Here is a 23,193-nt window from a genome sequence, read left to right as displayed (position 1 = left end):
CTTCGCCGCGCGCGGGAATAAATTTCAGACGCGCACGGGTCACCGCGTACCGCGTACCACGCAACGTGCGCCGGGCGCCGGCCGAATCGAAAAAGCGTGAAGACTTCGCACACACTCACGCCCGACGATCCGCGGTTTCCGCCCCGCCTCGTGGGGCTTCGGTTGCCCGCGATCACGTTGAGCAGCCCGCTCGGTCCGGGGTTGGTGGTCGCCATCGTGGGCACGCGCGAGCCCGCCCCGGAAGCCGAACAGTTTGCCCGCGAGCTCGCGGCCGAGTGCGCGGCGGCCGGGATCGTGGTGGCCTCGGGGGGCGCGGTCGGGATCGATGCCGCCGCCCACCGCGGGGCGCTCGAAGCGGGAGGGCGCACATGGGCCGTGCTCCCCACCGGGTGCAACCACGTTTCGCCGCGCGAGCATGCCTCGCTCTTCGAGCGCATCGCGCAGGAGGAGGGCACGCTCATTTGGCCCTTTCCACCGGATCAGCGGGCCCACTACCACACGTACCATGCGCGCAACCGCGTGCTCGTCGCGCTCTCCGATGCGGTGGTGGTGGTGCAAGCCGGCATTCCGTCCGGTGCCCTCAACACCGCCAAGCACGCGCGCCGTTTCGAGCGCCCGCTTTGGGTGGTGGCGCCGCCTGCATGGAGCGAGCGCTTCGCCGGATCGCTTGCGCTGGTCGACCTGGGCGCGCGCGTATTAACGAGGGGGAGTGAGCTACTTTGCGCTTTGGGGGTTGTGCCGCGCGTCACCCCGCGCAAAGCCGACATCCAACCACGCAGGCCCAGGGCGAGCGGTCCGCCTCGAAAGGAAGCCCAGCACACCGACCGCCTGGACGGTTGTCTCGTCTCCAATAAAAGTTTCGTTGGGACCGATGGAGCTCAAGCGGTCTTTCAGGTGGCCGAATCCATGCCACTTCATATAGATGAGCTCACTGAGCGAACGAGGCTACCGGCCGCTACGGTAAGCACGGCACTCTTGACCCTCGCCTTAGAGAACGTACTAGTAGAGGGCCCGAACGGCTTCTTCCGTCGGGCTGAAGGTTATAAACACCTGTCATCATTGAACTTTTTGCCGAAAGACGCAGAGAACGATGGCGAAGACGCTCGTAGTCGTCGAGTCGCCCGCCAAGGCGAAGACGATCAAGAAGTATCTGGGGGCTCAGTACGACGTCGTCGCATCGAAGGGGCACGTTAAGGATCTTCCCAAGAAGCTCGGTATCAACATCGAGAACGGGTTCGAGGAGACCTATGAGGTCATCGCGGGGAAAGAAAAAGTCCTCGCCGAACTCAAGAGCGCCGCGAAGAACGTGGAGGAAGTGCTTCTGGCGACCGACCCCGATCGCGAGGGCGAGGCCATTGCATGGCACTTGGCCGACGAGCTGGGGAACAAGAAGACCGCCACCAAGCGCGTCGAATTTCACGAGATCACCAAGGCCGGTGTCCAGCGTGGCATCGAGTCGCCGCGCGAACTGAACAAACCTCTCTACGACGCACAGCGTGCGCGCCGGGTGCTGGACCGCATCGTCGGCTACGACGTGTCGGCCCTCGTGTGGTCCAAGCTCGCCTTCGGGCTGAGCGCGGGCCGCGTGCAGAGCGTGGCGCTGCGGCTCATCGTCGATCGCGAGCGCGAGATCGAAGCGTTCGTGCCGGTGGAGTACTGGAACACGAGCGTGGCGCTGGCGAGCGCCAAGTCCAACGGAGCGCGTCCGCAGTCCTTCGTGGGGCGGCTCACCACGCGCGACGGAAAGAAGTACGCGGTCGAGAACACCGAGAACGCGGGCGTCGTCAAGGGGCACCTCCAGTCGGCCGCGTACGCGATCACCAAGATCACGCGCTCGGAGCGCAAGAGGAAGGCGCCCGCGCCGTACACCACGAGCAAGCTGCAGCAAGACGCCGTCAACCGCCTCGGCTTTGGCGCCAAGCGCACCATGCAGGTGGCCCAAGGCCTCTACGAAGGCGTCGACTTGGGCAAAGACGGCGGCCCGGTGGGCTTGATCACGTACATGCGTACGGACTCCACCCGCCTGTCGCCGGAAGCGGTGGCCGCGTGCCGCGATCGGATCGAGCAGGTGTACGGCAAGGAGTTCGTCCCCGCGAACCCCAACACCTTCAAGTCGAAGAAGGGCGCGCAAGACGCGCACGAGGCCATTCGCCCGACGAGCCTCGAGCTGTCCCCCGAGACGGTGCGCAAGCACCTCAAGGAGGAGCAATTCAAACTCTATAAGTTGATTTGGGATCGCTTTACGGCGTCTCAAATGAAGGAAGCCGTTTACGATCAAACGGGCGTCGACATCGAGGCCAAGGTCTCGGGCGGTCCCGCTTACGGTCTGCGCGCCAGCGGCCGCGTGCTCAAGTTCGCCGGCTGGCTCGCGGCCTACGGCGAGGGCGGCGGCAAAGGCGAGATGGCCGGCGAGGAAGAGGCCGACGAAGCAGCCAACGCCGCCCCGCTCAAGCTGGAGTCGGCCGAAGGTGCCTCCGAGGATGAGGCCACCTTGCCGGAGCTGGCCGAGGGCGAGAAGCTCAAGGTGGTCGATCCGCCGGGCGTCTTGACGGAGCAGAAGTTCACCCAGCCGCCCCCGCGCTTCAACGAAGGCTCGCTGGTGCGCGAGCTCGAGGACCGAGGCATCGGCCGCCCCAGCACGTACGCCGAGATCATCAGCAAGGTGCAAGCGCGCGACTACGTCGAGAAGATCGACGGGCGCTTCCGCCCGACCACGCTCGGCAAATACGTGGTCGATGGCTTGGTGCGCAGCGAGCTCGATTTCATGGACCCGGCGTTCACCTCGAGCATGGAGGTCCAGCTCGACGAGGTCGAGGCCGGAAACGAAGACCGGGTGGCGTTGCTCACGCGCTTCTACAAGCGCTTCCGCGAGCAGCTCGACGTCGGCAAGAAGGGCAAGCGCTGGAACCCCGACCCGGAGCCGACCGACGAGATTTGCGAGGTCTGCAACGAGGGGACCATGATGAAGCGCTGGTCGAAGAACGGCTGGTTCCTCGGCTGCGCCAACTACCCCAAGTGCAAGAACACGCGCGATCTCGGGCCCGACGGCAAGGGCACGCAGACGCGCGAGACCGACATCGTCTGCGACAAATGCTCGAAGCCGATGGTCATCCGGAGCGGCCGCTACGGAGAGTTCCTATCGTGCACCGGATACCCGGCGTGCAAGAACGCCAAGCCGGTTCCGCTCGGCGTGGCGTGCCCCAAATGCGGGGGCGATCTCATCGAGGTACGGCCGAAGAAGAAGGGCGGAAAAACCTTTTACGGCTGCTCGAATTACAATCACGAAACGCTCAAGTGCGATTTCAAACTATGGCAGAAGCCGATTCAGTCCCCCTGCCCGGACTGCGGCGCGGCCTTCTTGGTCATGGGCGGCACCAAAGCCAAACCCATGATCGCCTGCGCCAACAAAGAGTGCGGCTACAAGCGTTCGCCCGACCTACCCGAGGAAACGGCCGCCGCATCGCCCGCGACCCCTGGCGAGGAAGAGGTCGCATCCAAAACCCGACCTTCGGCATCGAAGTTGGCTCCTCTTCCGAGTGTAGGCGGCGCGGAAGCGTCCACGGCATCGGGTCGATGACATTTTCGTATCAGCTAAGCCGTAGACGAACGACATCGAGGGCTCCACAGTTTGCTCAGGCTTTGTCCATTCGAAGGATCCGGCGCCCGCGATGGCGGGTGCCGGCATTCACGCGGCCAGGGACAAAACCATTCCAATGAGCGCAAAAACCCAAAAAGAACGCGACCATCGAGTCCTGCCGTGTGCTAAGGACCAACGCACGTGCGGTCCAAGGGGGTTCCAATGAAGCTGTGGACGCAAGAGCGTGCGCGACCCGCGCGTCCTCGAAGGGTTTCGTCTGGTCAAATGCGTGTTGGTACGCCAATTTGGGACCTTCCATCGCTGATTGACGTGGCCGACGCCATCGTCATCGCCTCTGCGCTCGAGGACAAAAGCTCCTGGGAAGAGGGGCGCATCGTCACGCACTCCCGCGTTCGCATCGACCGCGCCATCGCCGGTCACTTGGGCAACGAGCCCCTTTGGATTCGAACCAAGGGCGGGACCATCGGCTCGATTTGCCAGTTCGTCGACGGCGAAGCGGTCCTGCAAAAGACGTGGCCGTCCTTGCTGTTCTTGGTGCGCGTTCCAAACGGGAGCTCCAGCTCGGGGTTCGAGATCGCGGGCGGCGCACATGGGCAGTTCCCCATCGTGCTGGGCGAGCACGACGAACCGCGCGCCATTCCGAGCCCGTGGTTGTGCGTGCTGAACCCCATCGCCGACGAGCTCAAGCTCGACCCGTTCGCCTCCGTGACGCTCGACAAGATCTCGCGCGATCTCTCGAAAAGCTGGGCGCGCGCGCACGCATCGTCCGATCCGGGTGGGGCAGCGCCGAAGACCGCGCCCGCCAAGGGCGAGCCAAGTCGTTCCGGTTAAAGCTTCGGTTGAAGCTTCGCGGCGCGCGCTGCAAACTGCGCGGCGCATGAACGCCCCGCTTCGGCTCGCCGTGGTCTGCGATCTTCTGGAAGAAGGATGGCCGAGCATGGATCTCGTCGCCGAGATGCTGCTCGCCCACCTCGCGCGCGATGCGCGGGTCACCACCACGCGCATCCGCCCAGTGTTCGAGCGCCGGGTCTCGCGCCTGCCGCTCGGCGCGCGCCGCAAGAACCTCGGCTTCAACGCGGACCGACTCATCAACCGCATGTGGGACGTGCCGCGCGCCGCACGGGGTTTGCACCGCACCAGCGATCTGTTCCATGTGTGCGATCACAGCTATGCGCACGTGGTCCACGCCCTGCCCGCCGAACGGGTGGGCGTGTTCTGCCACGATCTGGACGCCTTTCGTTCGGTGCTCGAGCCCGCGCGCGAGCCGCGCCCGCTCTGGTTCCGGGCCATGTCGCGCCGTCTCTTGCGCGGCCTCGAGAAGGCGCGGGTGGTCTTTTATTCGACCGACTCCGTGCGCGATGGCATTCGCAAATACGATTTGATCGACGACCGAAAATTGGTGCAAGCGCACTACGGCGTCTCGCCCGAGTTCGTGCCCGCGGCCGGGCCGACGATCTCGCTCGAGCATCTGCCGATTCGCACCATCGGCCATCGCCCCTTTTTGCTGCACGTCGGGAGCTGCATCCCGCGAAAGCGCATCGACGTGCTCCTGGACGTGTTCGCGGAGGTCCAGCGCGAGAGCCCCGATCTGCGCCTGGTGCAAGTGGGCGGGAGCTTCACCGACGAGCAAAAGGCGCGCATCGAGCGCCTTCACATCGGCGGATCGCTCGTGCAGCTGCGCGGCATCGATCGCACCGAGCTGGCCGAGATCTACCGGCGCGCCACCTTGGTGCTGATGCCCAGCGAGGCGGAGGGCTTCGGGCTGCCCGTCATCGAAGCCCTGTCGTGCGGCGCCACCGTGCTCGCGAGCGATATCCCGCCGCTGCGCGAGGTGGGCGGCGACGCCGTGCCGTTCCTCCCCGTCGGCGACACGGGCGCGTGGGCCGCCGCCGTCTCGGACCTCCTGCGCAACCCGGCGCACGCGCCATCCGAAACGGTGCGCTTGGCGCAGGCCGCGCGCTTTTCGTGGACGTCGCACGCGAAGATCATCCTCGATACGTACGTGGGCCTGTCGTAGTCCGGGCGCGCATCACGCTCATCGAGAGCCCTACGCATGTTGCTCCGCCCTCCCCCGCTGCCGCCGCTCAGCGCCATTCGCGTCTTCGAGGCGGCGGCGCGCCACGAGAGCTTTACGCGCGCCGCCGAGGAGCTGGGGATGACGCAAGCCGCGGTGAGCTACCAGATCAAGCTGCTCGAGCAAGAGCTGGGGATGCCGCTCTTTCAGCGGCTGCCGCGAAAGGTGGTGCTGACGGCCACCGGCAAGCGGCTGGCGTCGCCGGTGGTGGAGGCCTTTACGATCTTGCGCGCGGCGTTCGCCGACACTTCGGAGAGGGCCGAGGGGGAGCTCTCCATTTCCACCTTGCCGACCTTCGCGTCCAAGTGGCTCGTTCACCGCCTCGGGACGTTTCAATTGCGAAACCCGAAGCTGGCCGTGCGCCTGGATACGTCGATTGGCTTGGTCGATCTCACGGGCGGAGCGTTCGATGTGAGCGTGCGGCTCGGCAGCGGTGAGTGGCCGGGGCTCGCATCGCATTTTCTCCTACCCAACGCGTACACCCCGCTCCTCGGCCCGAAGCTCTTGCGGACGCTCGGGCCCCATCCGAAGCCGTTGGATCTTCTCAAGCTCTCGCTCTTGGGGCGAACGGCCTGGTGGATCCGATGGTTCGCCGAGGCCGGGGTCGAAGGGGTCGACTTGTCGGGCCGGGTGGAGCTCGCGCTGTACCAAGAGCAGTTCGACGTAACGGCGGCCATCGAGGGGCACGGGGTGGCGCTGGCCTCGCCGCTCTTCTTTGCGCGGGAGATCGAGGCGGGGCTCTTGGTCCACCCTTTCGGGCCGGTGGTTCGGGATCGGAACGCATATTGGGTCGCCTACCCCGAGTTTCGGCGCCGGTCGGAGAAGATCCGGACCTTCGTGAGCTGGATCCTGGGCGAGGCCAAGGCCGATCCGGCGCTCGAGGCCCTGGGGCCGAGGAAGAAATAGCGCGCGGCCGGCTCGGGCAAAGCCGCGGGATTTTGCTAGATCAAAGGCCCGTCATGGCTCTCTCGCCCACCCCGCCGCAATCCGAGCACCCCACCGTGGAGAACGATCCGCATCTGAAGCGGCTCTTTTCGCTGCTCTCCGAGATGGGCTCGGTTCTCGTCTGCTATTCGGGCGGGGTCGACAGCGCCTTCGTCCTGGCGGCGGCGCATCGCGTGCTCGGGCCGCGCGCGGTGGGCATGACGGCGGTCAGCCCGAGCCTCCCCTCGTTCGAGCGCGATGCGGCCGTCGATCTGGCGCGCCGCATTGGCGCCCGCCACGAGCTGGTGGAGTCGGGCGAAATCGAGGACGCGAACTACACGAAGAACGACGTCGACCGCTGTTTTCACTGCAAGTCCGAGCTCTATCGGTTGAGCGCGAAGAAGAAGGTCGACTGGTCGCTGGACTGGGTCGCCAACGGCACCAACCTGGACGATCTCGGCGACTACCGCCCCGGCCTCGAGGCCGCCAAAAACGCCGAGGTGCGCAGCGTGCTGGTCGAGTGCGGCTTTCGCAAAGAAGACGTGCGCCGCGGGGCGGCCCTCCTCGGGCTTCCGGTGTGGAACAAACCTGCTTCCGCGTGCCTGTCGAGCCGCATTCCCTATGGCACCGAGGTGACCCGCGAGCGCCTCGCGCAAATCGATGGCCTGGAGGGCGAGCTCCATCGCCTCGGTCTCGAGCAAGTGCGCGTCCGCTGGCACGCGCTGGGGAGCACGCGCGACACGGCGCCCGGTGCGATTGCGCGCATCGAGGTGGAGGCGCGCGAGCTGATGAGAGCCTTCGAGCTGCGCGACACCATCGTGGAAGCCGGCAAGCGGTGCGGCTTCCGCTATGTGACCTTGGATCTGCAAGGGTATCGAACCGGGAGCCACAACGAGGTGCTCGTCGGGCGAAGCTTGCGGGTGGTGAGCTGACGACACACCAAGGCGAAACAAGCTACTCGATGTGCGACGGGCTTCACGCATGCTCCGTCACCATGTCGCGTGGACAATGTCGCGCATGAACGATAACGCAGCCATTGCACCACCGCTCGCCGTGATTATCGCTGGCGTTCATGAAAGCAAGTCTCCGCGACGGCGGAATGGGGATCGCCCTGGCGCCGATGCTCGCCGCCGCCGCGAGTTGCTCGTTGGCGTTTTCGCCGGATGATTTGTCGCGCGGTTCGGGAGGTGGCGTCGCGCTACCTGGCGACTGCACGTTGACGCAAGAACCGAAGGACAATCCGGCGTGCGTGGATGATCGCGTCGGCATCTTCGTATCGCCCTTGGGCGACGACGCCAATCCTGGAACGAAAGCGCAGCCTGTCCGCACCCTGGGTAAGGCGATCCAGCTCGCGAACGACAAGCCGCGCATCTACATTTGCGAAGGCGAGTACAACGAGGCCGTGACCCTCGACAAGGCCGTGTCCATCTTCGGGGGCTTCACCTGCGGCACGTGGAGTTTTGGAAAGGGCGCGACCAAGTTGAGGGCTGCACCGCCGGCCATTCCACTGAAGATCGACGGCATCCGAACGATCCCCGGGGGGACGACGATCGCGGATCTCGACATCGAGGCTGCGAGCGCCGCCCATGCGACGACGGTCGCTTCCGGCTCGAGCATTGCGGTGTTCGTGACGGCTTCGGGCCAAGTCCTCTTTCGGCGCGTTCGAATGACAGCGGGCACGGGGCGGCGGGGCGTTACCTTGCCGACGGGAAAAAACTACGGCGACAACGCCATGGACCACCCCGCAGGCGATGCTCCATCCGGCGTCTCGGGAGGACGCGGGGGACGCGTCGAGTGCACGGACAAAAGGTCTTCGGAGGGCGGACGAGGAGGGAGCGCAGCAGGTGGTGATACGAGCGGCACCCGAGGTAGCTCGGCCCCGAACCCGATCACCGAGCCAGGGCGCACGGGAGAGGGCGGAACAGGCGGCGCGGCGTGCACGGCCGGCCTACCGGGCGCGAACGGTGAGCGGGGCTCTATCGCGTGGGGTGCCAAAACCTTGGGCAAGCTAGAACCTTCGGGGTGGACGCCCGCATCGGGTGAAAAGGGCTCCAACGGGCTTCCCGGACAAGGTGGTGGAGGCGGCGGCGCAACCGCAGGGTCGACCCTCGGCGGAAGTGGCGGCGGCGCGGGTGGCTGCGGAGGCGCGGGAGGACCAGGGGGCGACGGGGGTGGTTCGAGCTTTGCGCTCCTGGTGTATCAATCGCCGGTCACACTCGAAAGCTGCAGCCTCCTCGCTGCCGATGGTGGCGACGGTGCCCGGGGGGCGGATGGAGAGGCTGCACAACCCGGAGCCACCCGGGGACCTGTATCTCTGGGGACGACGGGGTGCCAAGGTGGCGACGGCGGCAATGGCGCGAGCGGTGGCGGTGGTGGCGGCGGCGCGGGTGGTCTCTCGGTGGGCATCGCGTACGTCGGTCCGAAACCCTCGCGCGACCCCGCGACCGGTGTGGTGGTTGGCAAAGCCGGAGCGGCGGGTGATCAAGGGAACGGAGGTCCGCCCGCGAGCAATTCGACCGGCGCCGGCAAAACGGGATGGCAGGCCAATGAGGTCGACCGCGACAACGCGCCGAGCACAGCGGCCTGCGAGTTGGAGCTCGTACCGCCCTACAAAAACGGCATCACGTCATGCTAGGGAAGCGTACGCTTCGAGCTGCGCTCGCGGACGGCGACGGGGTTCGGGTCGACCGGCAACGTGACGCGGAAGGCGGCGTCCGGCGACGCTCGTGCACGGACAGAGAGAGCTGCGAGCTGGCGCACACGCGCGCCGTTTAAGTCGCTTACAGGGGCGTCCGAGGACAGGTTGGTGCTCGGGTCTCCTTCTCCCTGCGAGCGATATCGAATGAAAAATAGCGGCTTTGGCTCATGGATCGCGTGTGCGCGCCTGCTTCGGGATGGACGCGGTGCCTCCTCGGTCGAGTACGTGCTCTTGCTGGTCGGGATCCTGCTCGCGGTCGCCGGCGGCTTTCGCGCCCTCGGCGGAGCGAACGCGATCGCGGCCAACCATACGACCGCGGTCCTCTTCGGCGGCCAAGCGCCCATCGGCGGCTCGCTCGAGTGGGGAAGCTCGGGCGCCGCGTGCAATGCCCTGGGCTGCATCACCCCCGGCGGCAATTGCTTCGTGGCGGGAACCCAGGTGGCCACGCCGTCCGGCGAGCGGGCCATCGAGAGCCTTCGCGCCGGGGATCTCGTGCTCGCACGCGGTGAGCTCGATGACGCGGTGACGGCGCGCCCGATCCTTCGAACGTTCGTTCGTCCGGCCCCTTCGCTGGTCGACGTGCACGTCGTCACCGACGATGGCGCGCGCGAGACGATCCGCTCGACCCCCGAGCATTTGTATTTTGCACACATTTATGGATGGCTGCCGGCGAGCGATCTCAGGCCGGGGGAAATGCTGCTCGATCGCGCAGGGCGCGACGTTCGCGTGACCAAGGTCGCGGCCGTTGCGCAAGAGGCCGTCGTCTACAATGTCGAGGTCGACGTCGATCATACGTACTTCGTCGGCCACAGCGCCGTATGGGTCCACAATCCGCCGGGCTGCGGTGGCGAGCCAGCCACGGCGCCTGGCCAAGGCGGGCAAGCTCCGGCGCCTGGCCAAGGCGGGCAAACCCCACCACCGGATCCCGGCGAACAACCCCCGCCGCAGCGGGATCGGCAATTCGTCGACGACTTTCCCGACGATTACAGGCAACACGACGATTTTTCCCGTCTCGACGACACCGTCGGCCAAATGCTCGTCGAAGGGGTTCACAACAAGGTGGGGGCGCCCGGGACCATCGCGAGCAACCGAACGACCACGACCATCACCCTCTTGGCGGACGGAAGCCTGCTCTTGACGACGTCCGGCAAGCAGTCCGGGACGAGCCCCGCCCAGCGCCAGGCCCTGCGCGAAGCGCTGAGGCGCGCGGGGTATCGGGAAGACGTCATCGCCAACAAAGTGCTCATCGCCGACGAGCGAGGAAACCTCGCCTATCTCGGCGCCAGGGACCCGGGTCGGATCTACAAGGCGGGCCCCGATGGTGTGGCTTCCGAGTTCGGCCGGCCCACGGACAGCGGACACCACGGAGAAGGAAAGGGCATTTGGGGAGCCCTCCAACACGGCAGCATGCCGACGAAGCAGTGGTCGAGCTCGGGCGCCGGCCACAACGGGGCCGCATGCCGGGACTGCCAAAGGCTGCAAGAGCAGTACGGGATCGAAAACCCAACGGGCAAACAAAGCACCGGCGGAATCGCGCCCGAGCTCAAACGCCCGTCCGCGCCATGATCGCTCAGGGCAACGTGCGGCTCGAGCTGCGTTCGCGAACGACGGCGGCGGGGTTGGCGTCGACCGGCAAGGTGACGCGGAACGTGGTGCCCACGCCCACGGTGGATTCGACGGAGACGGCGCCGCCGAGGCGGGTGATGACGGCGTGGACGATGGCCAGGCCCAAGCCGGAGCCACCGAATTTGCGCGAGACCTTGTGATCGACTTGGCGGAAGGGCTCCCAGATGGTCTGCAGCGATTGCGGCTCGATGCCGATGCCCGTGTCTTGCACCTCGACCACCACGCTCTTGCCCTCGGAGGAGACGCGGGTGACGATCTGGCCCTTCTCCGTGAACTTCACGGCGTTGCCGATGATGTTCGTGAAGACTTGCTGGAGCTTCACGAAGTCGCCCCGCACGCGCGGCACGCTCTCCGGCGCCGGGACCTGCAGGGCGAGCTTCAGCGGCTTGTGGCCGATGAGCCCCTCGGCGCGGGCGATGCACCGCTCCAGCACCTCTTGAATGGAGACGGGCTCGATGAAGAACTTCATATGGTCCGACTCGAGCTTCGCCACGTCGAGGATGTTGTTGATGATGGCCAGCAGCTCCCGCGAGACGTGGTTGATCTTGCGCGCGTAGCTGCGCACGTCGGGCATGGTGCTGGGGTTGTCCTCGATCATCGACGCGAAGCCGCCGATGGAGACCAGCGGGGTGCGCAGCTCGTGCGACATGTTGGTGAAGAACTCGCTCCGCGCGGCGCGCTCGTGATCGCGGCGCGTTTGCTCCACATAGGAGCTCGCGGCGCGCACGCGCAGGCGCCACCACACGGCGACGACCGCGATGCACACCAGTATGGACGCGGCGATCGCCTCCACGATGATCCACTGGTTGCGCACCGTGCCGTGCTGCGCGTCGAAGAGCTGGCCCGCGCGCACGTCGGCGTCGAGCACCTTGTCCGCCCACTCGTCGACGTGCGCGTGGAGCAGGCGCATCCCGTCGAGCTCCGAGGGCCCCTCGCCGCGCGCGAGGACGCTTCGCAGCCGCTCGACCCACGCGTCGACCACCTCGCGCAGGTGGGCGCGCGCTTGGTCCTCCTCGGGATCGTCGGCGGAGGCGGCCATCAAGGAGGAGAGCAGGCGCCCGACCTCGGTGAAACGGCTCTCCCATACGGTGCTCGGGTGCCCGTGCCAGTGCTCGAGCAGCGCCACGTAGAGGAGGCGGCAGTTGCGGCGGATTTGGGTGCCCAGCTCGATGTGCACGCGCTCGATGGACCCGCGGCGGTGCAGCTCGTCGAGCTCGACTTGGAGCCGCGCCGCGTGGACTTGGAGCATCACGAACCCGATGACGAGAAGCGCCGTGGCGAGCAAAAAACGGCGCGACGCGGGCGCCGGCGGCGGGCTTTTCGACGAGCGGGCGGCCGAGAGGTCACCCACGGGCTTCATCCGGTTCGGTGCTCCAAGATGGTGGAGACGGCGTCGTAGAGGGCCGCGAGCCCGTCGGACTTCAGCACGTACGAGGCGCGCGGGGTGCTGCGCGCCAGCTCGTAGAGCCGCTCCTCGTCCATCGACGAATAGAAGACGATGCGCATGTCGGGCACCGAGCGCAGGCCGAGCAGCAGCTTGGCGAGGGCGCCGCCGTCGAGCGCGGGCATCATCACGTCGAGCACCACGATCTCGGGGCGGTGCCGCATCACCAGCGAGCTGACCCCCAGGGCCGAGTTCGACGGCACCACCCGGATGCCCCGCGCCGCGAGATACGACCCCACTTGCACCAGCATGTCGGGGTTGTCATCCACGATCAAAACGGTCGGGAGCCTGGACGGCTTGGGGCGGGGGGTGTCCTCCATCTCCGTATTCTACTACCGGACGTCGGGGTGCTGCGAATACCAAGTTCGCGCCGTCGCTTGAATGAGCGGCGTGCGAAGTTGCGGATTGGGGTGGGTGCGCAAAAAGCCGATTGGGTTGAAAACCGATATTCCGGAGGCGCGCTCCAATCGGGAGAAGAAGTCGAAGAGGAAGATGCCCCCCTTCTCCGACCAGCGGTATTGCGGGCGCCGCGCGCGGCCGGTGTCGAGCACGTCGATGCACCCGAAGTTGTCGGCCGCGGCCTCGTTGAACTGGTTGAGGCCCGGCAGGATGCGCGTCACCATGTGCCCCACGACCGCGGGGTTGGGCCCCGAGCTCATCGCCTGACCGTTGGCGCAGCCCGTGTGACCCAAGTAGTGGTGGGCCAGCTCGTGCCCGAACGTAAAGGCGATGATGTCGTCGAACAGCTCGCGCGCGTGCGAGAGGCGCTGCGGGTTCATGGCGTACTGGATGGGGATGATGCCCTGCGGGAGCGCGGGGCTCTGCGGCTTGGCCTGCATCAAGCGCGGCAGAACCGCGCTCATGTACGCTTCGTACGTCTGCGTGCCGAATAGCTCGTCGGTCGCGCGGGTCTGCGCGACACCATCGACCGCGTCCAGCAAACCGGCGGTGCCCGCGAGGAACGGCGCGCCGTTGTCGTCGCAGCCCGCGTAGGCGTTGACATCGGGATCGGCATCGAACACCAGCGGGATGCCGCGGACCTTTTGCTGATTGGTCGGGTTCAGTTGCAGAATGAGCTCGCCCAGGATCGCGCGAACCTCGGCTTGCTGCGCCATGGCGCCCACCAGCGGCGGCAAGATCGAGGGCGCGCCCGGCGGCGGCTGCGACGCGCCCGGCATGGGCGCGGCGCGCGGGGGCTGCTGCGGAGGAGGGTAGCCCTGCGGCGGATAGGGCTGTCCTTGCGGCGGGTATGGCTGGCCATAGGGCGGCGGCTGGCCGTAGGGGCCCGGTTGGCCATACGGGCCTTGCGGGCCATACGGGCCGGGCTGGCCGTACGGCCCTTGTTGGCCATAGGCGCCGGGCGGCGGCGGGTATGAGGTGCGCCGCGGGGGATCCGACGAGGCGCACCCGCTCGCCACGGCGAGGACGAGGGGGAGAAGGGCAAGGAGCGGGAGGAGCGCGCGCGAGGGGCGAAGCATGATCGACTCGAGGTAGGACGGCTTCATGAGCGCGCCTATTCTCGTCGGTGGCGTGGGTGCCGTCACTCCCCTTGTTAAGGTCTCAGGAGGTCGTGCTCCCCACGGCGGGCGGCGCGGCCTCGCCGAGCTCGCGCAGGGCGTGGGCAAAGGCTCGAGCGTCTTGGAAGCGGTCGCGCGGCGAGGGCGCGAGGGCGCGCTCGATCACGGTTTGCCAGCCGAGCGGGAGATTGCGTAGCGCGATCTTGATGCGGGCGGCGCGCGGGCCGGTGCCGGTGGGGCTCGGGCCCGAGAGCCAGAGACCGCTGGGGGTGGGAGGCGGAGGCTCGCCCACCAGGCATTCGTAGAGGACCGCGCCGAGCGCGAACAAGTCGCTGCGCGCGTCGACCTCGCCGCCCGTCTCTTGCTCGGGCGACATGTACCCGGGGGTCCCGAGGGGCGCGCCCATGTTGGTGATGCGCGTCTCCTCCCACTCCACGCGCGCGATGCCGAAGTCGAGGAGCTTGACCCGCTCGGGCGGGCGCGCGGCGCCGGCCTCGGGCACCGGCTGCTCGATGAAGAGGTTCGACGGCTTGAGATCGCGGTGCACCACGCCGGCCGCGTGCACGGCGATGAGCGCTTCGCAAATTTGAAGGGCCACGGGGAGGAGGTGATCGGGCGAGAGGGCGCCCTTGTTTCGAAGGCGCACGGCCAAGGACTCGCCCTCGAGCAGCTCCATCACCAGGTACGCGGTGCCATCGGGCAGGTGCCCGTGGTCGATCATCTCCACCACGTTGGGGTGCCACGCGAGGCCGAGCGCCTCCGCCTCGCGCCGCAGGCGGTCCGAGGCCACGGCGTCGTGCGCGGCGGCGGCGCGCAGGAGCTTGATCGCCACCGGCAGATCGTCGCGGACACGACACGCCTCGTAAATGACGCCGCTGGCGCCCGATCCCATGCGCTGCTTGATGCGGTATTGGCCGGCCACCACGGTGCCTTCGAGCCTCCCGGCCGCCACCCGCTCGCGCGTCTCTTTGAGGGCCAGGTTGCGCTCGAGCGCGTTGACCCGCATCGACTGGGCGAAGACCTCGGCGCGCCTTCGGTGCTCGCGCGCCCACGCGGCGCCAAAGAGGGCGCCGCCGGTGGCGGTGGCGCCCACGCACAGGAGCTGCCCGGTGAGCGACAGGTCCGTGAAGAAGGTGGCGCCGCCCAAGATCGAGCCGATGGCGCCCGCGATGGTGGTGCAGACCGCGACGCGCGACGGGTACCAGCGCACCTCGTAGTCGCACGCGAGCTCGCTGATGCCGCCTTTGCGCTTGCCCAGGGAGACCACGTGGCCGCGCCCGTAGCCGAACAGCGCGGGGACGGCGCTCAGCTGGGCGACGCGCATATCGTCGAGGAGGCCATCCTCCTCGATGCGGGGATCGTGTGCAATATGCACCCTTCCGCGCCACATGGCGTTTCCGGCGACGAGGGTCTGCCAGCGGGTGGTGCGGCCGTACTCGCTCTCGTTGGCGTCCAGGCGGGAGAACGCATCGAGCGGGCCGCTCGTTCCGCGCAGCACGCGCATCCAGAACCCGAGGTTGTCGGGCAGGATGATGAACCGCCACGCCTGGATGATGGCCGCGCGCGAGGCCACGTCGACGAAGGCGACCAGCGCATCGTGGAGCGCCATGAGGGACATGGGGCGGGTCTCGTCATCGAGATCGTCGCGTTGGATGTGGCAACGATGGAGCCAGGCGTCCGCCTCGGCCGGGCCTTTTTCCGCCTCGAGGTACATCAAGAGCGCCTTCACGAACGAAGTGCTCACCTGGCCTGCGGGAAAGCTCGTTCGATTCACGCCCTCTCCAATCTGTTTCCAACTATAGCCGCTCGGCGAAAGGTAGGATGACAAAGGATCACCGATGTCCAACCCACCGCAAAAAGACGGCCGATCGCGGGATTCCACGCGGGAGGACGCGCTCGCCCTCACCTCCGCGCTGACCCGCGCACGAAAGCGCCTGTCGCAACGCGTCCTCGCGATCCAACGCGATCTCGACCGCATCGACGAAGCGGAGGCCTGGGCGGCCCGCGCACCTTGGCTGGTGGCGGCGGCGGCGCGCGCACCCCGTGGAGCTCGGTTCCTGGAGGTGAGCGACTGGTCCCCCGAGGGCGAGGAGCAGAAGCTGACGTTTCCGCTGGATCCGAGCCGAACGGCACGCGAACAAGTCGAGGCGGCCTTTCAACGGGCGCGCCGGCTGCGGCGTGGGAGGCCGCTGGCCGGCGAGCGGCTCGCCGAGGCGAAGCGGGCCATCGTGGCGGTGGACGAGTTGCGGGCAGAGTTGCACGGGATCGTGGCGGACGACGAGGGGGCGCGTGACGGCGGGATGGGTGACGGCGGGGAACTTCGCGACGGGGAGCGGAATGGCGATTCGGCTCCCTCGCCCTTAGGGCGCCTCGCGGAGTTACGGCAGCGCGCCATCGCGGCGCTCCCGCACGATGTTCGCGGCGTGATCCCCGGCGCCGTTCGCCCGATCTCCCCGAAGGCCAAAGCGCTGTCGGAGGGACGCAAGCCGCCCTTTCGGACGTTCACGGCGCGCAGCGGGATGCGGATTTTGGTGGGGCGGCGGGCCGAGCTGAATGACGAGCTCACGTTTCAAGTTTCGCGCCCGTATCATCTCTGGTTGCATGCGAAGGACCAGCCCGGCGCACACGTCATTGCATGGAACGAAAAAGGAAAAGCGCTGACGGAGGCCGAGCTCGCGGACGCCGCGTGCCTGGCGGGACACTTCTCCGAGGCGCGCGGCGAGCCGATCATCGACGTGACGTACACCCCGCGCCGGTACGTGCGAAAACCAAGGCGCGCCCCGCCAGGGCTCGTGATCGCCGATCGCGCGAAGGTGTTCTCGGTGCGCATCGATCCCGCGCACCTGAAGGCGCTGCTGGCCACCGAGGTGGAAGGGTGAGCGCGGAAGCTCGAACGAAGCGAAGAAGAACCGAAAAAGGAACGCAGAAGGACGAGGGATGACCGAATGCGGCTCTTCGAGATCATAAGCCGATGGATGGGGCGGGTCGAGGTCGTCTTGGCCGGCGCCGACGAGGAGCTGCGCGCGGGCGAAGACGCGCTGGCCTCCGGCGATGCGATGCTCGCGCGCGCACTCGCCCACGCCGTGCTCAAACGCCTCCCCGGCTCGCTCCTCGGGCTCGCGCTCCTGGCCGACGCCTGCGAAGCGGCGGGCCTCGACGCCGAGCTGGCGCTCACCTTGGAGGAGCTCGCGGGCCTCGCCGGCTCGAACGCCGAGGTGTGGGTGCGGCTGGCGCGCGCCCGCCAAAAGACGATGGCCCCGGCCGACGAGGTGCGCGACACCTTGGTGCGCGCGCTGGCGGTGGCCGGCCCCGGCAGCGACGCCCGCCGCGAGGCGCTCCTCTCCCTGGCGGATCTGGATCTGGCGCAGGGCGACGGCGCGCGCGCCGAGCTATGGCTCGAACGCCTGGCCGATCGGCGCTCGCCCGAGGTGGCGCTCCGCCGCGCGGAGGCGCGCCTGGCGCAGCACGACGTGCAAGGCGCGCACGCGGCCATCGAGGAGGCGCCCACCGATCCGACGCATGGACGCGCGGAGCTGGTGCGCGGCCGCATCCTCGCAGTCTCCGGCGACAAGGCGGCGTTCGTCTCCCTCATTCGCGCGTACGTGCTCGAGGTCCCCGGCGCCAGCGAGCTGCTCGCGTCGACCCTGGCGTGGGCCCCCAGCGACGACGCGATCCGCGCCCGCGTGCGCCTGGTGGTGGAGCACCGGGGCGAGACCAAGCTCGCGCGATGGCGCGCCGCCTTCGCCCGCGCCGATGGCCGTCGCGACGAAGCGCGCGCCGCCCTGCGCGACGCGCTGGAGAGCGGCGATCGAAGCGCGGCGCACCCCCTGCTCGACGCGGCCCTCGAGGACGGCGATCCCGCGGGGCTCGAGGTCGCCCTGGCCGCGCTCGACGACGATCCCGATCCGGTGGTGGCCGACGCGCGCAAGCTCCCCGATCCCGCCAAGCTCGGCACCGGCGAGGAGCTCGCGCCCCTGCTCGACCACCTGGCCACCGTCACCGAAGGGCGCGCCAAGCCTTGGGCGGAGGCCGTGCGCAAGCAAATCGCGCTCAGGTGGATCCCGCCGTCCGGCGATCCCGCCGCGTGGGGCCCCTTGCTCGCGCGCCTCGACCGGCACGCCCAGACCCTGCACGATCTCGAGAGCACCGCGCGCCTGTCGGAGCTCTCCGCCGAGCGAAGCCGGCCCGTGCGCGTGGCCATCGTGGGCGAGTTCAACGCCGGAAAGAGCACCTTCATCAACGCGCTGATGGGCAAAGACGTCGCCCCCACCGGCGTTTTGCCGACCACCGCCACCTTGCACCACCTGCGCTATGCGTCCGATCCCATCGCGCGCATTTGGTTCGAGCCGGAGGCCGAGGGCCCGCGCGAGCGCATCGTGCCGGTGAGCGAGCTGCGCGCCACCTTGAAAACCGTTGCCCACGCAACGATTCGGCGGGTCGAGATCCTGCTTCCCCTGCCCTCGCTCACCCGGGTCGAGGTGATCGACACGCCCGGCTTCAACGCGCCCGACGTCGCGCACGGGAAGGCCGCGCGCGCCGCCTTCGAGGAGGCGGACGCCGTGATCTGGCTCTTCGACGCGGGGCAAGCCTTGAAGCAGAGCGAGCGGCTCGTCCTCGACGAGGCCAAGGCCGCGCGCATCCCCGTGCAGATCCTGGTGAACAAGGCCGATCGCTTGACCCCCTCCGATCTCGCCAAGGTGATGGAACGGGTCGCCTTCGAGCTGGGCGAGCTGGGGGTCACCTCGTGGACGGCCCCGCGCGCGCTCTCGGCGCGCCTCGCGCTGGCGGGCCGGCTCGGCGATGCGCAGGCGCTCGCCGCCTCGGGGTGGGCCGATGTGCAGGCCCTGCTCGACGAGCACCTGGTCGGCCGCAGCACCGAGCTGAAAGAGCGCGCCCTGCGCCGCCGCGCCGCGAGCATCGTGGCGCGCCTTCGCGAGCGCGCCCTCGGCCTTGCCAACGACGAGAACGACCGGAACAGCCGGGCCGCCCAGCGGGCGAAGATCATGGCGCGCCTCGCGGCCTCGCTCGATCGCGACACCGAGGACATCGCCCGGGCGCTGGGCGCCTCGCTCGAGCCCGCGCTCCAAGCGTGGCAAGGCGATCTCTCGGTGGTGGTCACCGGGCGCGATCGCGACGCCGTCTCCAGCGATCCGGTCTTGATGCGCTACCGGGTCGAGCGGGCGCTCGCGCGGCTCGCCCCTCCCCTGGCCGATGCCATGGCCGCGGTCGCGCGCGACAAATCGAGCCGCATCGGCGCGAGCCTGGGCGCCGGCGATGGGGATGGCCCTCCGCTCGACCCCGGGATCACCCCCTCGGAGCTCGCCCCGCTGGCGCGCGCGCTGGTTCGCCAGCTGGCCTTCACCGGCGCGACCAGCAGCCACACCCTGGCGCGCGCAGCCCTCGGCACCTTGATCGAGCACGCGTCGGCCCGCGCGACCCCGGAGCTCCGGACGGGCGCGGCCACCTGGCTGGAACGCGAGCTCTTCAGCTTTTCCGAGGCTCTCGGGTAACAACGAGGTACCATGGATCCAACGACATGACGCCGCTTCGGACCCTCGTTCTCGCCGCGCTCATCGGCGTCTTGTCCATCCCCTCCTCGCCGGCGGGGGCGCAGCCGATCCTCAATGTGGGCGGCGAGCCCCTCGAGGTGCAAGCCGACAAGCTGGAGGTCGACGTGACCGAGGGCGTGGCGCTGCTCACGGGCAATGTGTCGCTCGCCAAAGGTGGCCTCAAGGTCAACTGCCCGCGCATCGACTTGAAGTTCGATCAGACCCCGCACGTGAACTGGGCCCGCGGCTCGGGCGGCGTGCTGGCCGATGTGAAAGGCGTGCACGCCGAGGCGCCGGAGGTCGAGCTGGACCTGAAAAAGCAGCTGCTCGACTTGCGCGGCGGCGTCCGGCTCACGCGCGGACAAGGTTGGCTCCAGGCCGACAAGGCGACCATCGACATCGCCACCGCCAAGGTCACCTTGACGCAGGTCAAAGGCTCCATCCCCGTCTCGCCGAAGGGTCCCTGAAGGTCCGTGGGCGAGGCCATGGCCAAACGCGAGGCGCTCGAGGCCAAGGGGCTGCGCGTCCTACGAGGCGGAAAGGTCATTCTGCGCGACGTCGACGTCACCGCGCACGAGGGGGAGGTGCTCGGCGTCCTCGGCCCGTCCGGCGCCGGCAAATCGACCTTGTTTCGCGCCTTGGTGGGCGAGCGCCTCCCCGATGCGGGCACCGTGCGGCTCGGCGAACGAGACGTCACCCAGTGGCCGCTCTGGAAGCGGGCGCGCGAAGGGGTCGGCTACATCCCGCAGTCGCCCAGCGTGCTGTGGGATCTGACGGTGCGCGAGAACCTCGTCGCCTTCCACCGCATCGTGCACGGCACCGACGGCAAGCCCGAGGAGCGCGCCGAAGCCGTCGGCCTCGACCAACGCCTCGACGTTCGCGCCGGGGAGCTCTCGGGGGGCGAGCGCCGCCGGCTCGAGTTCGCGCGCGCCACCACCGGCGATCCGCGCGTGCTCGTGTGCGACGAGCCGTTCAGCGGCATCGATCCGGTGGGCGCCGCCCGGCTGGGCGAGCTTCTGCGCGCCCGCGCCGCGCACGGCACCGCCGTCCTCCTCGCCGATCACCACGTGGAGGAGGCGCTCTCCGTCTGCACGCGCGCCATCCTGCTGCTCGACGGCGCCGTGGCCGTGAGCGCGGCCCCCGATGCGTTCAAGGAGCACCCGCTCGTGCGCGGGCGCTACCTCGGCACCTTCCACCCCCGGGTCGCGTAGCGTCGCGTTGGGCGCGTCAGTTCGCGAGCTCGATGTCCACCCGTCGATCGAGCGCGTACGACGCTTCGTCGTTGCCCGCCGCGTCCAATTCGCCGCGCGAGCTCGTCTTCACGCGATCGCGCGCCACGCCCAGATCGTGCAGGTAGCGCAGCACCGCGTCGGCGCGCGACTCGCCGAGCGACATGTTGTACTCCGCCTCGCCCCGCGCATCCGCGCGTCCGACCAAGGTCACGCGGCGGCCGCGAAGCGCGCCATCGCTGAGGCATCGCGCGAGGGTGGCCAGCACGTCGCGATCGTCGGGGCCGATGGTCGCCCCGTCGAAGTCGAACTTTGGCGCGAAGGTCGCGGAGGCTTGCTGCTGCGGAAGGTCGCACGCGCGCACGATCTCCGAGGGGACGCGCAGGCCCGACGTGAGCACCGAGCCCTCGTCGCCCGACGCCCCATCGCGCTTGGCCTGCGCCGCGGACATCGCACCCGCCGCGTCGTCTTTGCCGGCCACGCCGCGTTCCTTCTTGGCGCCCTTCTCCCAATGGCTCTTGAACGCCGTCTCCGAGGTCCCCGTGGGGGGAATTTTGACCGCCTTGGGCTGCTCGGCGCATCCGAAGAGACCCGCGCCCGCACACACCAACGCCGCCACCGTTTTCCACGCTGTCATGGGCGCGATCTTTGTGCGAAAAGATCGAGCGGCCAACTTTGTGGTTGTTGGCCCGAGGACGCGGAGCCACCCATGCATCTGGACGTCTTTCTCGAGCCCGCTGTCGATCTCCCGAGCCTGGCGAAGATCCTCGACGAGCTCGGCCACCTGGGCCGCTTGGACACCATCCGGGGCTGGGGCCGAAGGACGCAGGCCCGCCTTTACGAGGCCGCGCAGGGCTTTCACCCCATCACGTTGGACGACTTCGTCCCGCCCGCCACCGATCCGCTGCACGAAGTCATTCACCACGGAAAGAACACCCTTCCGAGCTTCTCGCACTTCCAGAAGCGGTTCTGTAAGCCGACCGACGCGGCGGCGGAGGACAAAGCCGAGCTGCTCGGCTACAACCATCAGACGCTCATGTGGGCTACGGGTCCGGGCTACTTCGTCGTTCACCCGTCGGAGGCCTCCGGTGAGGTGGACATCGACTACCTGCGGACCCCAAAGGACAAACCCACCGCATGGCCTCCCATTCAAGACAACGATCACGGCCTCGCCCGCCTGGTGTACGGCGGCATGGTGGACGTGATGCGCGGCGTCTCCCAGCATGTCTCGATTGGCCGCGCGAAGAAAAAAGGAACCTTCATGGACGCGTGGTTCGTTCTCTGCCGAGAAGAACCCAGCGCTTAGCCTGCCAGCCGCCCTCTTCGGCCTCCGCGATCCGAGCGAGCAGCGCGATCGGGCGAGAACGGATGACGTGACCTACGAGCTCAAATTGCTGGAACGCGTGAGCGAGGTCCCGCGGGAAGAGTGGGACGCGCTGGTGGGCGAGGACGACTCGCCGTTCGTCGAATGGACCTGGCTCGATGCGCTGGAGACCTCGGGCTGCGTGGGCCGCGGCACGGGCTGGGCTCCCTGCCACGTGGCCTTGCGCGACGGCAGCGGCGCCTTGGTGGCCGCGGCGCCGATGTACTTGAAGTCCAACAGCGAGGGCGAGTTCGTCTTCGACTACGCTTGGGCCGATCTCGCAGACCGCATCGGGCTCCCGTACTACCCGAAGCTCATCGTCGCCGTGCCCTTCACCCCCGCCACCGGGGCGCGCGTGCTGACCCGCCCGGGCCCCGATCGCGCGACCATCCTCGGCGCCATCGCCCGGGCCCTTCGCGATATCGCGCCCAAGATCTCCGCGTCGAGCGTGCACACGCTATTTCCCGTTGCGGAGCAGGCGCAGGCCTTTGCCTCCGCGGGGTACGTGGAGCGCTACGGCATTCAGTTTCACTGGCGCAACCGGGGCTACACGAACGTGGAGGACTTCCTGCGCGAGCTCCCCTCCAAGAAGCGAACGCAGCTTCGTCGCGAGATGCGCCAGCCAGAGCGCGACGGGGTGGTCATCGAGACGCTCGCCGAAGATGGCTACACACCGGACACCGTCCGCGAGATGTTCGAGCTTTATCGCTCGACCGTGGAAAAATTCCATTGGGGCCGCCAATACCTGAATCTCGACTTCTTCGAGAAGGTCGCGGAGTCCTTCCGCCCGCGCCTCTCGTGGGTGGTGGCGCGGCGCGAGGGGCAGATCATCGCGGGGGCGTTCAATGTCAAAAAAGGCAAACGCCTTTACGGTCGGTACTGGGGCGCCAAAACCGACTTACCGTTCCTGCATTTCAACGTCTGCTACTACCACGGCATTCGCCAATGCATCGAGCAGGGCATCGAGGTCTTCGAACCGGGCGCGGGGGGTGAACACAAACGCGTGCGTGGTTTCGAGCCCACCCTGACCCATTCGGTCCACTGGATCGTCGAGAACCGGATGCGGCGCATCCTCGAAGCGCACCTCGCGCGCGAGCGTGCCGTGGTGATGCAGCACGTGGAATCGGACGAGGCATCGTCGGATCACGACGGGTAAGCGCTCGCCGATTTT

At 68.1% G+C, this 23,193-nt stretch carries 18 protein-coding genes and 1 pseudogene; 14 read left to right on the top strand and 5 right to left on the bottom strand.

All coding sequences use genetic code 11. From position 1 onward, the window contains the following. Positions 1-96: 96 nt before the first annotated feature. The 8 genes and pseudogenes from LZC94_11920 (at position 97) to LZC94_11885 (ending at position 10,860) form a co-directional block, all read left to right on the top strand. Positions 97-1,194 (top strand): DNA-protecting protein DprA, encoded by a 1,098-nt coding sequence (locus tag LZC94_11920; GenBank protein WXB17958.1) that lies wholly within the window; start codon positions 97-99, stop codon positions 1,192-1,194. Next, on the top strand, positions 1,091-3,577 hold the full coding sequence (gene topA / locus LZC94_11915; protein WXB17957.1) for a type I DNA topoisomerase: 2,487 nt from the start codon (positions 1,091-1,093) through the stop codon (positions 3,575-3,577). Before LZC94_11920 ends, topA begins: the two co-directional genes overlap by 104 nt. A 285-nt stretch (positions 3,578-3,862) precedes the next feature. After that, the gene (locus tag LZC94_11910; GenBank protein WXB17956.1) at positions 3,863-4,429 is read left to right on the top strand and encodes a hypothetical protein; all 567 of its coding nucleotides are present in this window, start codon (positions 3,863-3,865) and stop codon (positions 4,427-4,429) included. Between the two features lie 46 nt (positions 4,430-4,475). Next, entirely contained in the window at positions 4,476-5,615 is a 1,140-nt protein-coding gene (locus LZC94_11905) for a glycosyltransferase family 4 protein (protein ID WXB17955.1), read from the top strand. A gap of 36 nt (positions 5,616-5,651) precedes the next feature. Beyond that, positions 5,652-6,578, top strand: a complete 927-nt coding sequence (locus LZC94_11900; protein WXB17954.1) for a LysR substrate-binding domain-containing protein — start codon at positions 5,652-5,654, stop codon at positions 6,576-6,578. Between the two features lie 53 nt (positions 6,579-6,631). Next, positions 6,632-7,528: an ATP-dependent sacrificial sulfur transferase LarE gene (larE, locus tag LZC94_11895; protein ID WXB17953.1), complete on the top strand. Its 897-nt coding sequence runs from the start codon at positions 6,632-6,634 to the stop codon at positions 7,526-7,528. 188 nt (positions 7,529-7,716) lie between these two features. Continuing rightward, a pseudogene (locus LZC94_11890) lies at positions 7,717-7,944 on the top strand (DUF1565 domain-containing protein). Between the two features lie 1,494 nt (positions 7,945-9,438). Then, positions 9,439-10,860, top strand: a complete 1,422-nt coding sequence (locus LZC94_11885; protein ID WXB17952.1) for a Hint domain-containing protein — start codon at positions 9,439-9,441, stop codon at positions 10,858-10,860. 4 nt (positions 10,861-10,864) lie between these two features. On the opposite strand, the gene LZC94_11880 is transcribed toward LZC94_11885, so the two are convergent. From LZC94_11880 to LZC94_11865, 4 genes are read right to left on the bottom strand one after another with little or no spacing between them, the layout of a single operon-like run. After that, positions 10,865-12,271 (bottom strand): HAMP domain-containing histidine kinase, encoded by a 1,407-nt coding sequence (locus LZC94_11880; GenBank protein WXB17951.1) that lies wholly within the window; start codon positions 12,269-12,271, stop codon positions 10,865-10,867. 5 nt (positions 12,272-12,276) lie between these two features. Then, on the bottom strand, positions 12,277-12,684 hold the full coding sequence (locus tag LZC94_11875; protein WXB17950.1) for a response regulator: 408 nt from the start codon (positions 12,682-12,684) through the stop codon (positions 12,277-12,279). A gap of 12 nt (positions 12,685-12,696) precedes the next feature. Continuing rightward, positions 12,697-13,869: a hypothetical protein gene (locus LZC94_11870; protein WXB17949.1), complete on the bottom strand. Its 1,173-nt coding sequence runs from the start codon at positions 13,867-13,869 to the stop codon at positions 12,697-12,699. A 55-nt stretch (positions 13,870-13,924) separates the two neighbouring features. Further along, entirely contained in the window at positions 13,925-15,655 is a 1,731-nt protein-coding gene (locus tag LZC94_11865) for a serine/threonine protein kinase (GenBank protein ID WXB17948.1), read from the bottom strand. Positions 15,656-15,719: 64 nt separating this feature from the next. Here LZC94_11865 and LZC94_11860 point away from each other — a divergent pair, with 64 nt between their 5' ends. The 4 genes from LZC94_11860 (at position 15,720) to LZC94_11845 (ending at position 20,641) form a co-directional block, all read left to right on the top strand. Next, positions 15,720-16,760 carry an NFACT RNA binding domain-containing protein gene (locus LZC94_11860; GenBank protein ID WXB17947.1) on the top strand — a complete coding sequence of 347 codons (1,041 nt, stop codon included), beginning with the start codon at positions 15,720-15,722 and terminating at the stop codon, positions 16,758-16,760. Between the two features lie 66 nt (positions 16,761-16,826). Further along, on the top strand, positions 16,827-19,391 hold the full coding sequence (locus tag LZC94_11855) for a dynamin family protein (GenBank protein WXB17946.1): 2,565 nt from the start codon (positions 16,827-16,829) through the stop codon (positions 19,389-19,391). 26 nt (positions 19,392-19,417) lie between these two features. Then, entirely contained in the window at positions 19,418-19,897 is a 480-nt protein-coding gene (locus tag LZC94_11850) for a hypothetical protein (GenBank protein WXB17945.1), read from the top strand. Positions 19,898-19,915: 18 nt separating this feature from the next. Then, a complete protein-coding gene (locus LZC94_11845; protein ID WXB17944.1) occupies positions 19,916-20,641 on the top strand; it encodes an ATP-binding cassette domain-containing protein in 726 nt (241 codons plus the stop codon). A 16-nt stretch (positions 20,642-20,657) separates the two neighbouring features. On the opposite strand, the gene LZC94_11840 is transcribed toward LZC94_11845, so the two are convergent. Then, a complete protein-coding gene (locus tag LZC94_11840) occupies positions 20,658-21,296 on the bottom strand; it encodes an OmpA family protein (GenBank protein ID WXB17943.1) in 639 nt (212 codons plus the stop codon). A gap of 72 nt (positions 21,297-21,368) precedes the next feature. Between LZC94_11840 and LZC94_11835 the strand changes: the two genes are divergently transcribed. Both LZC94_11835 and LZC94_11830 read left to right on the top strand, forming a co-directional pair. Continuing rightward, positions 21,369-21,965: a hypothetical protein gene (locus LZC94_11835; GenBank protein WXB17942.1), complete on the top strand. Its 597-nt coding sequence runs from the start codon at positions 21,369-21,371 to the stop codon at positions 21,963-21,965. Positions 21,966-22,032: 67 nt separating this feature from the next. Continuing rightward, on the top strand, positions 22,033-23,178 hold the full coding sequence (locus tag LZC94_11830; GenBank protein WXB17941.1) for a GNAT family N-acetyltransferase: 1,146 nt from the start codon (positions 22,033-22,035) through the stop codon (positions 23,176-23,178). The last annotated feature ends 15 nt before the right edge of the window (positions 23,179-23,193 follow it).

The organism is Sorangiineae bacterium MSr11954, from assembly GCA_037157815.1.
Classification (GTDB): domain Bacteria; phylum Myxococcota_A; class Polyangia; order Polyangiales; family Polyangiaceae; genus Pendulispora; species Pendulispora albinea.
This window is presented reverse-complemented; position numbering and strand designations above follow the sequence as displayed.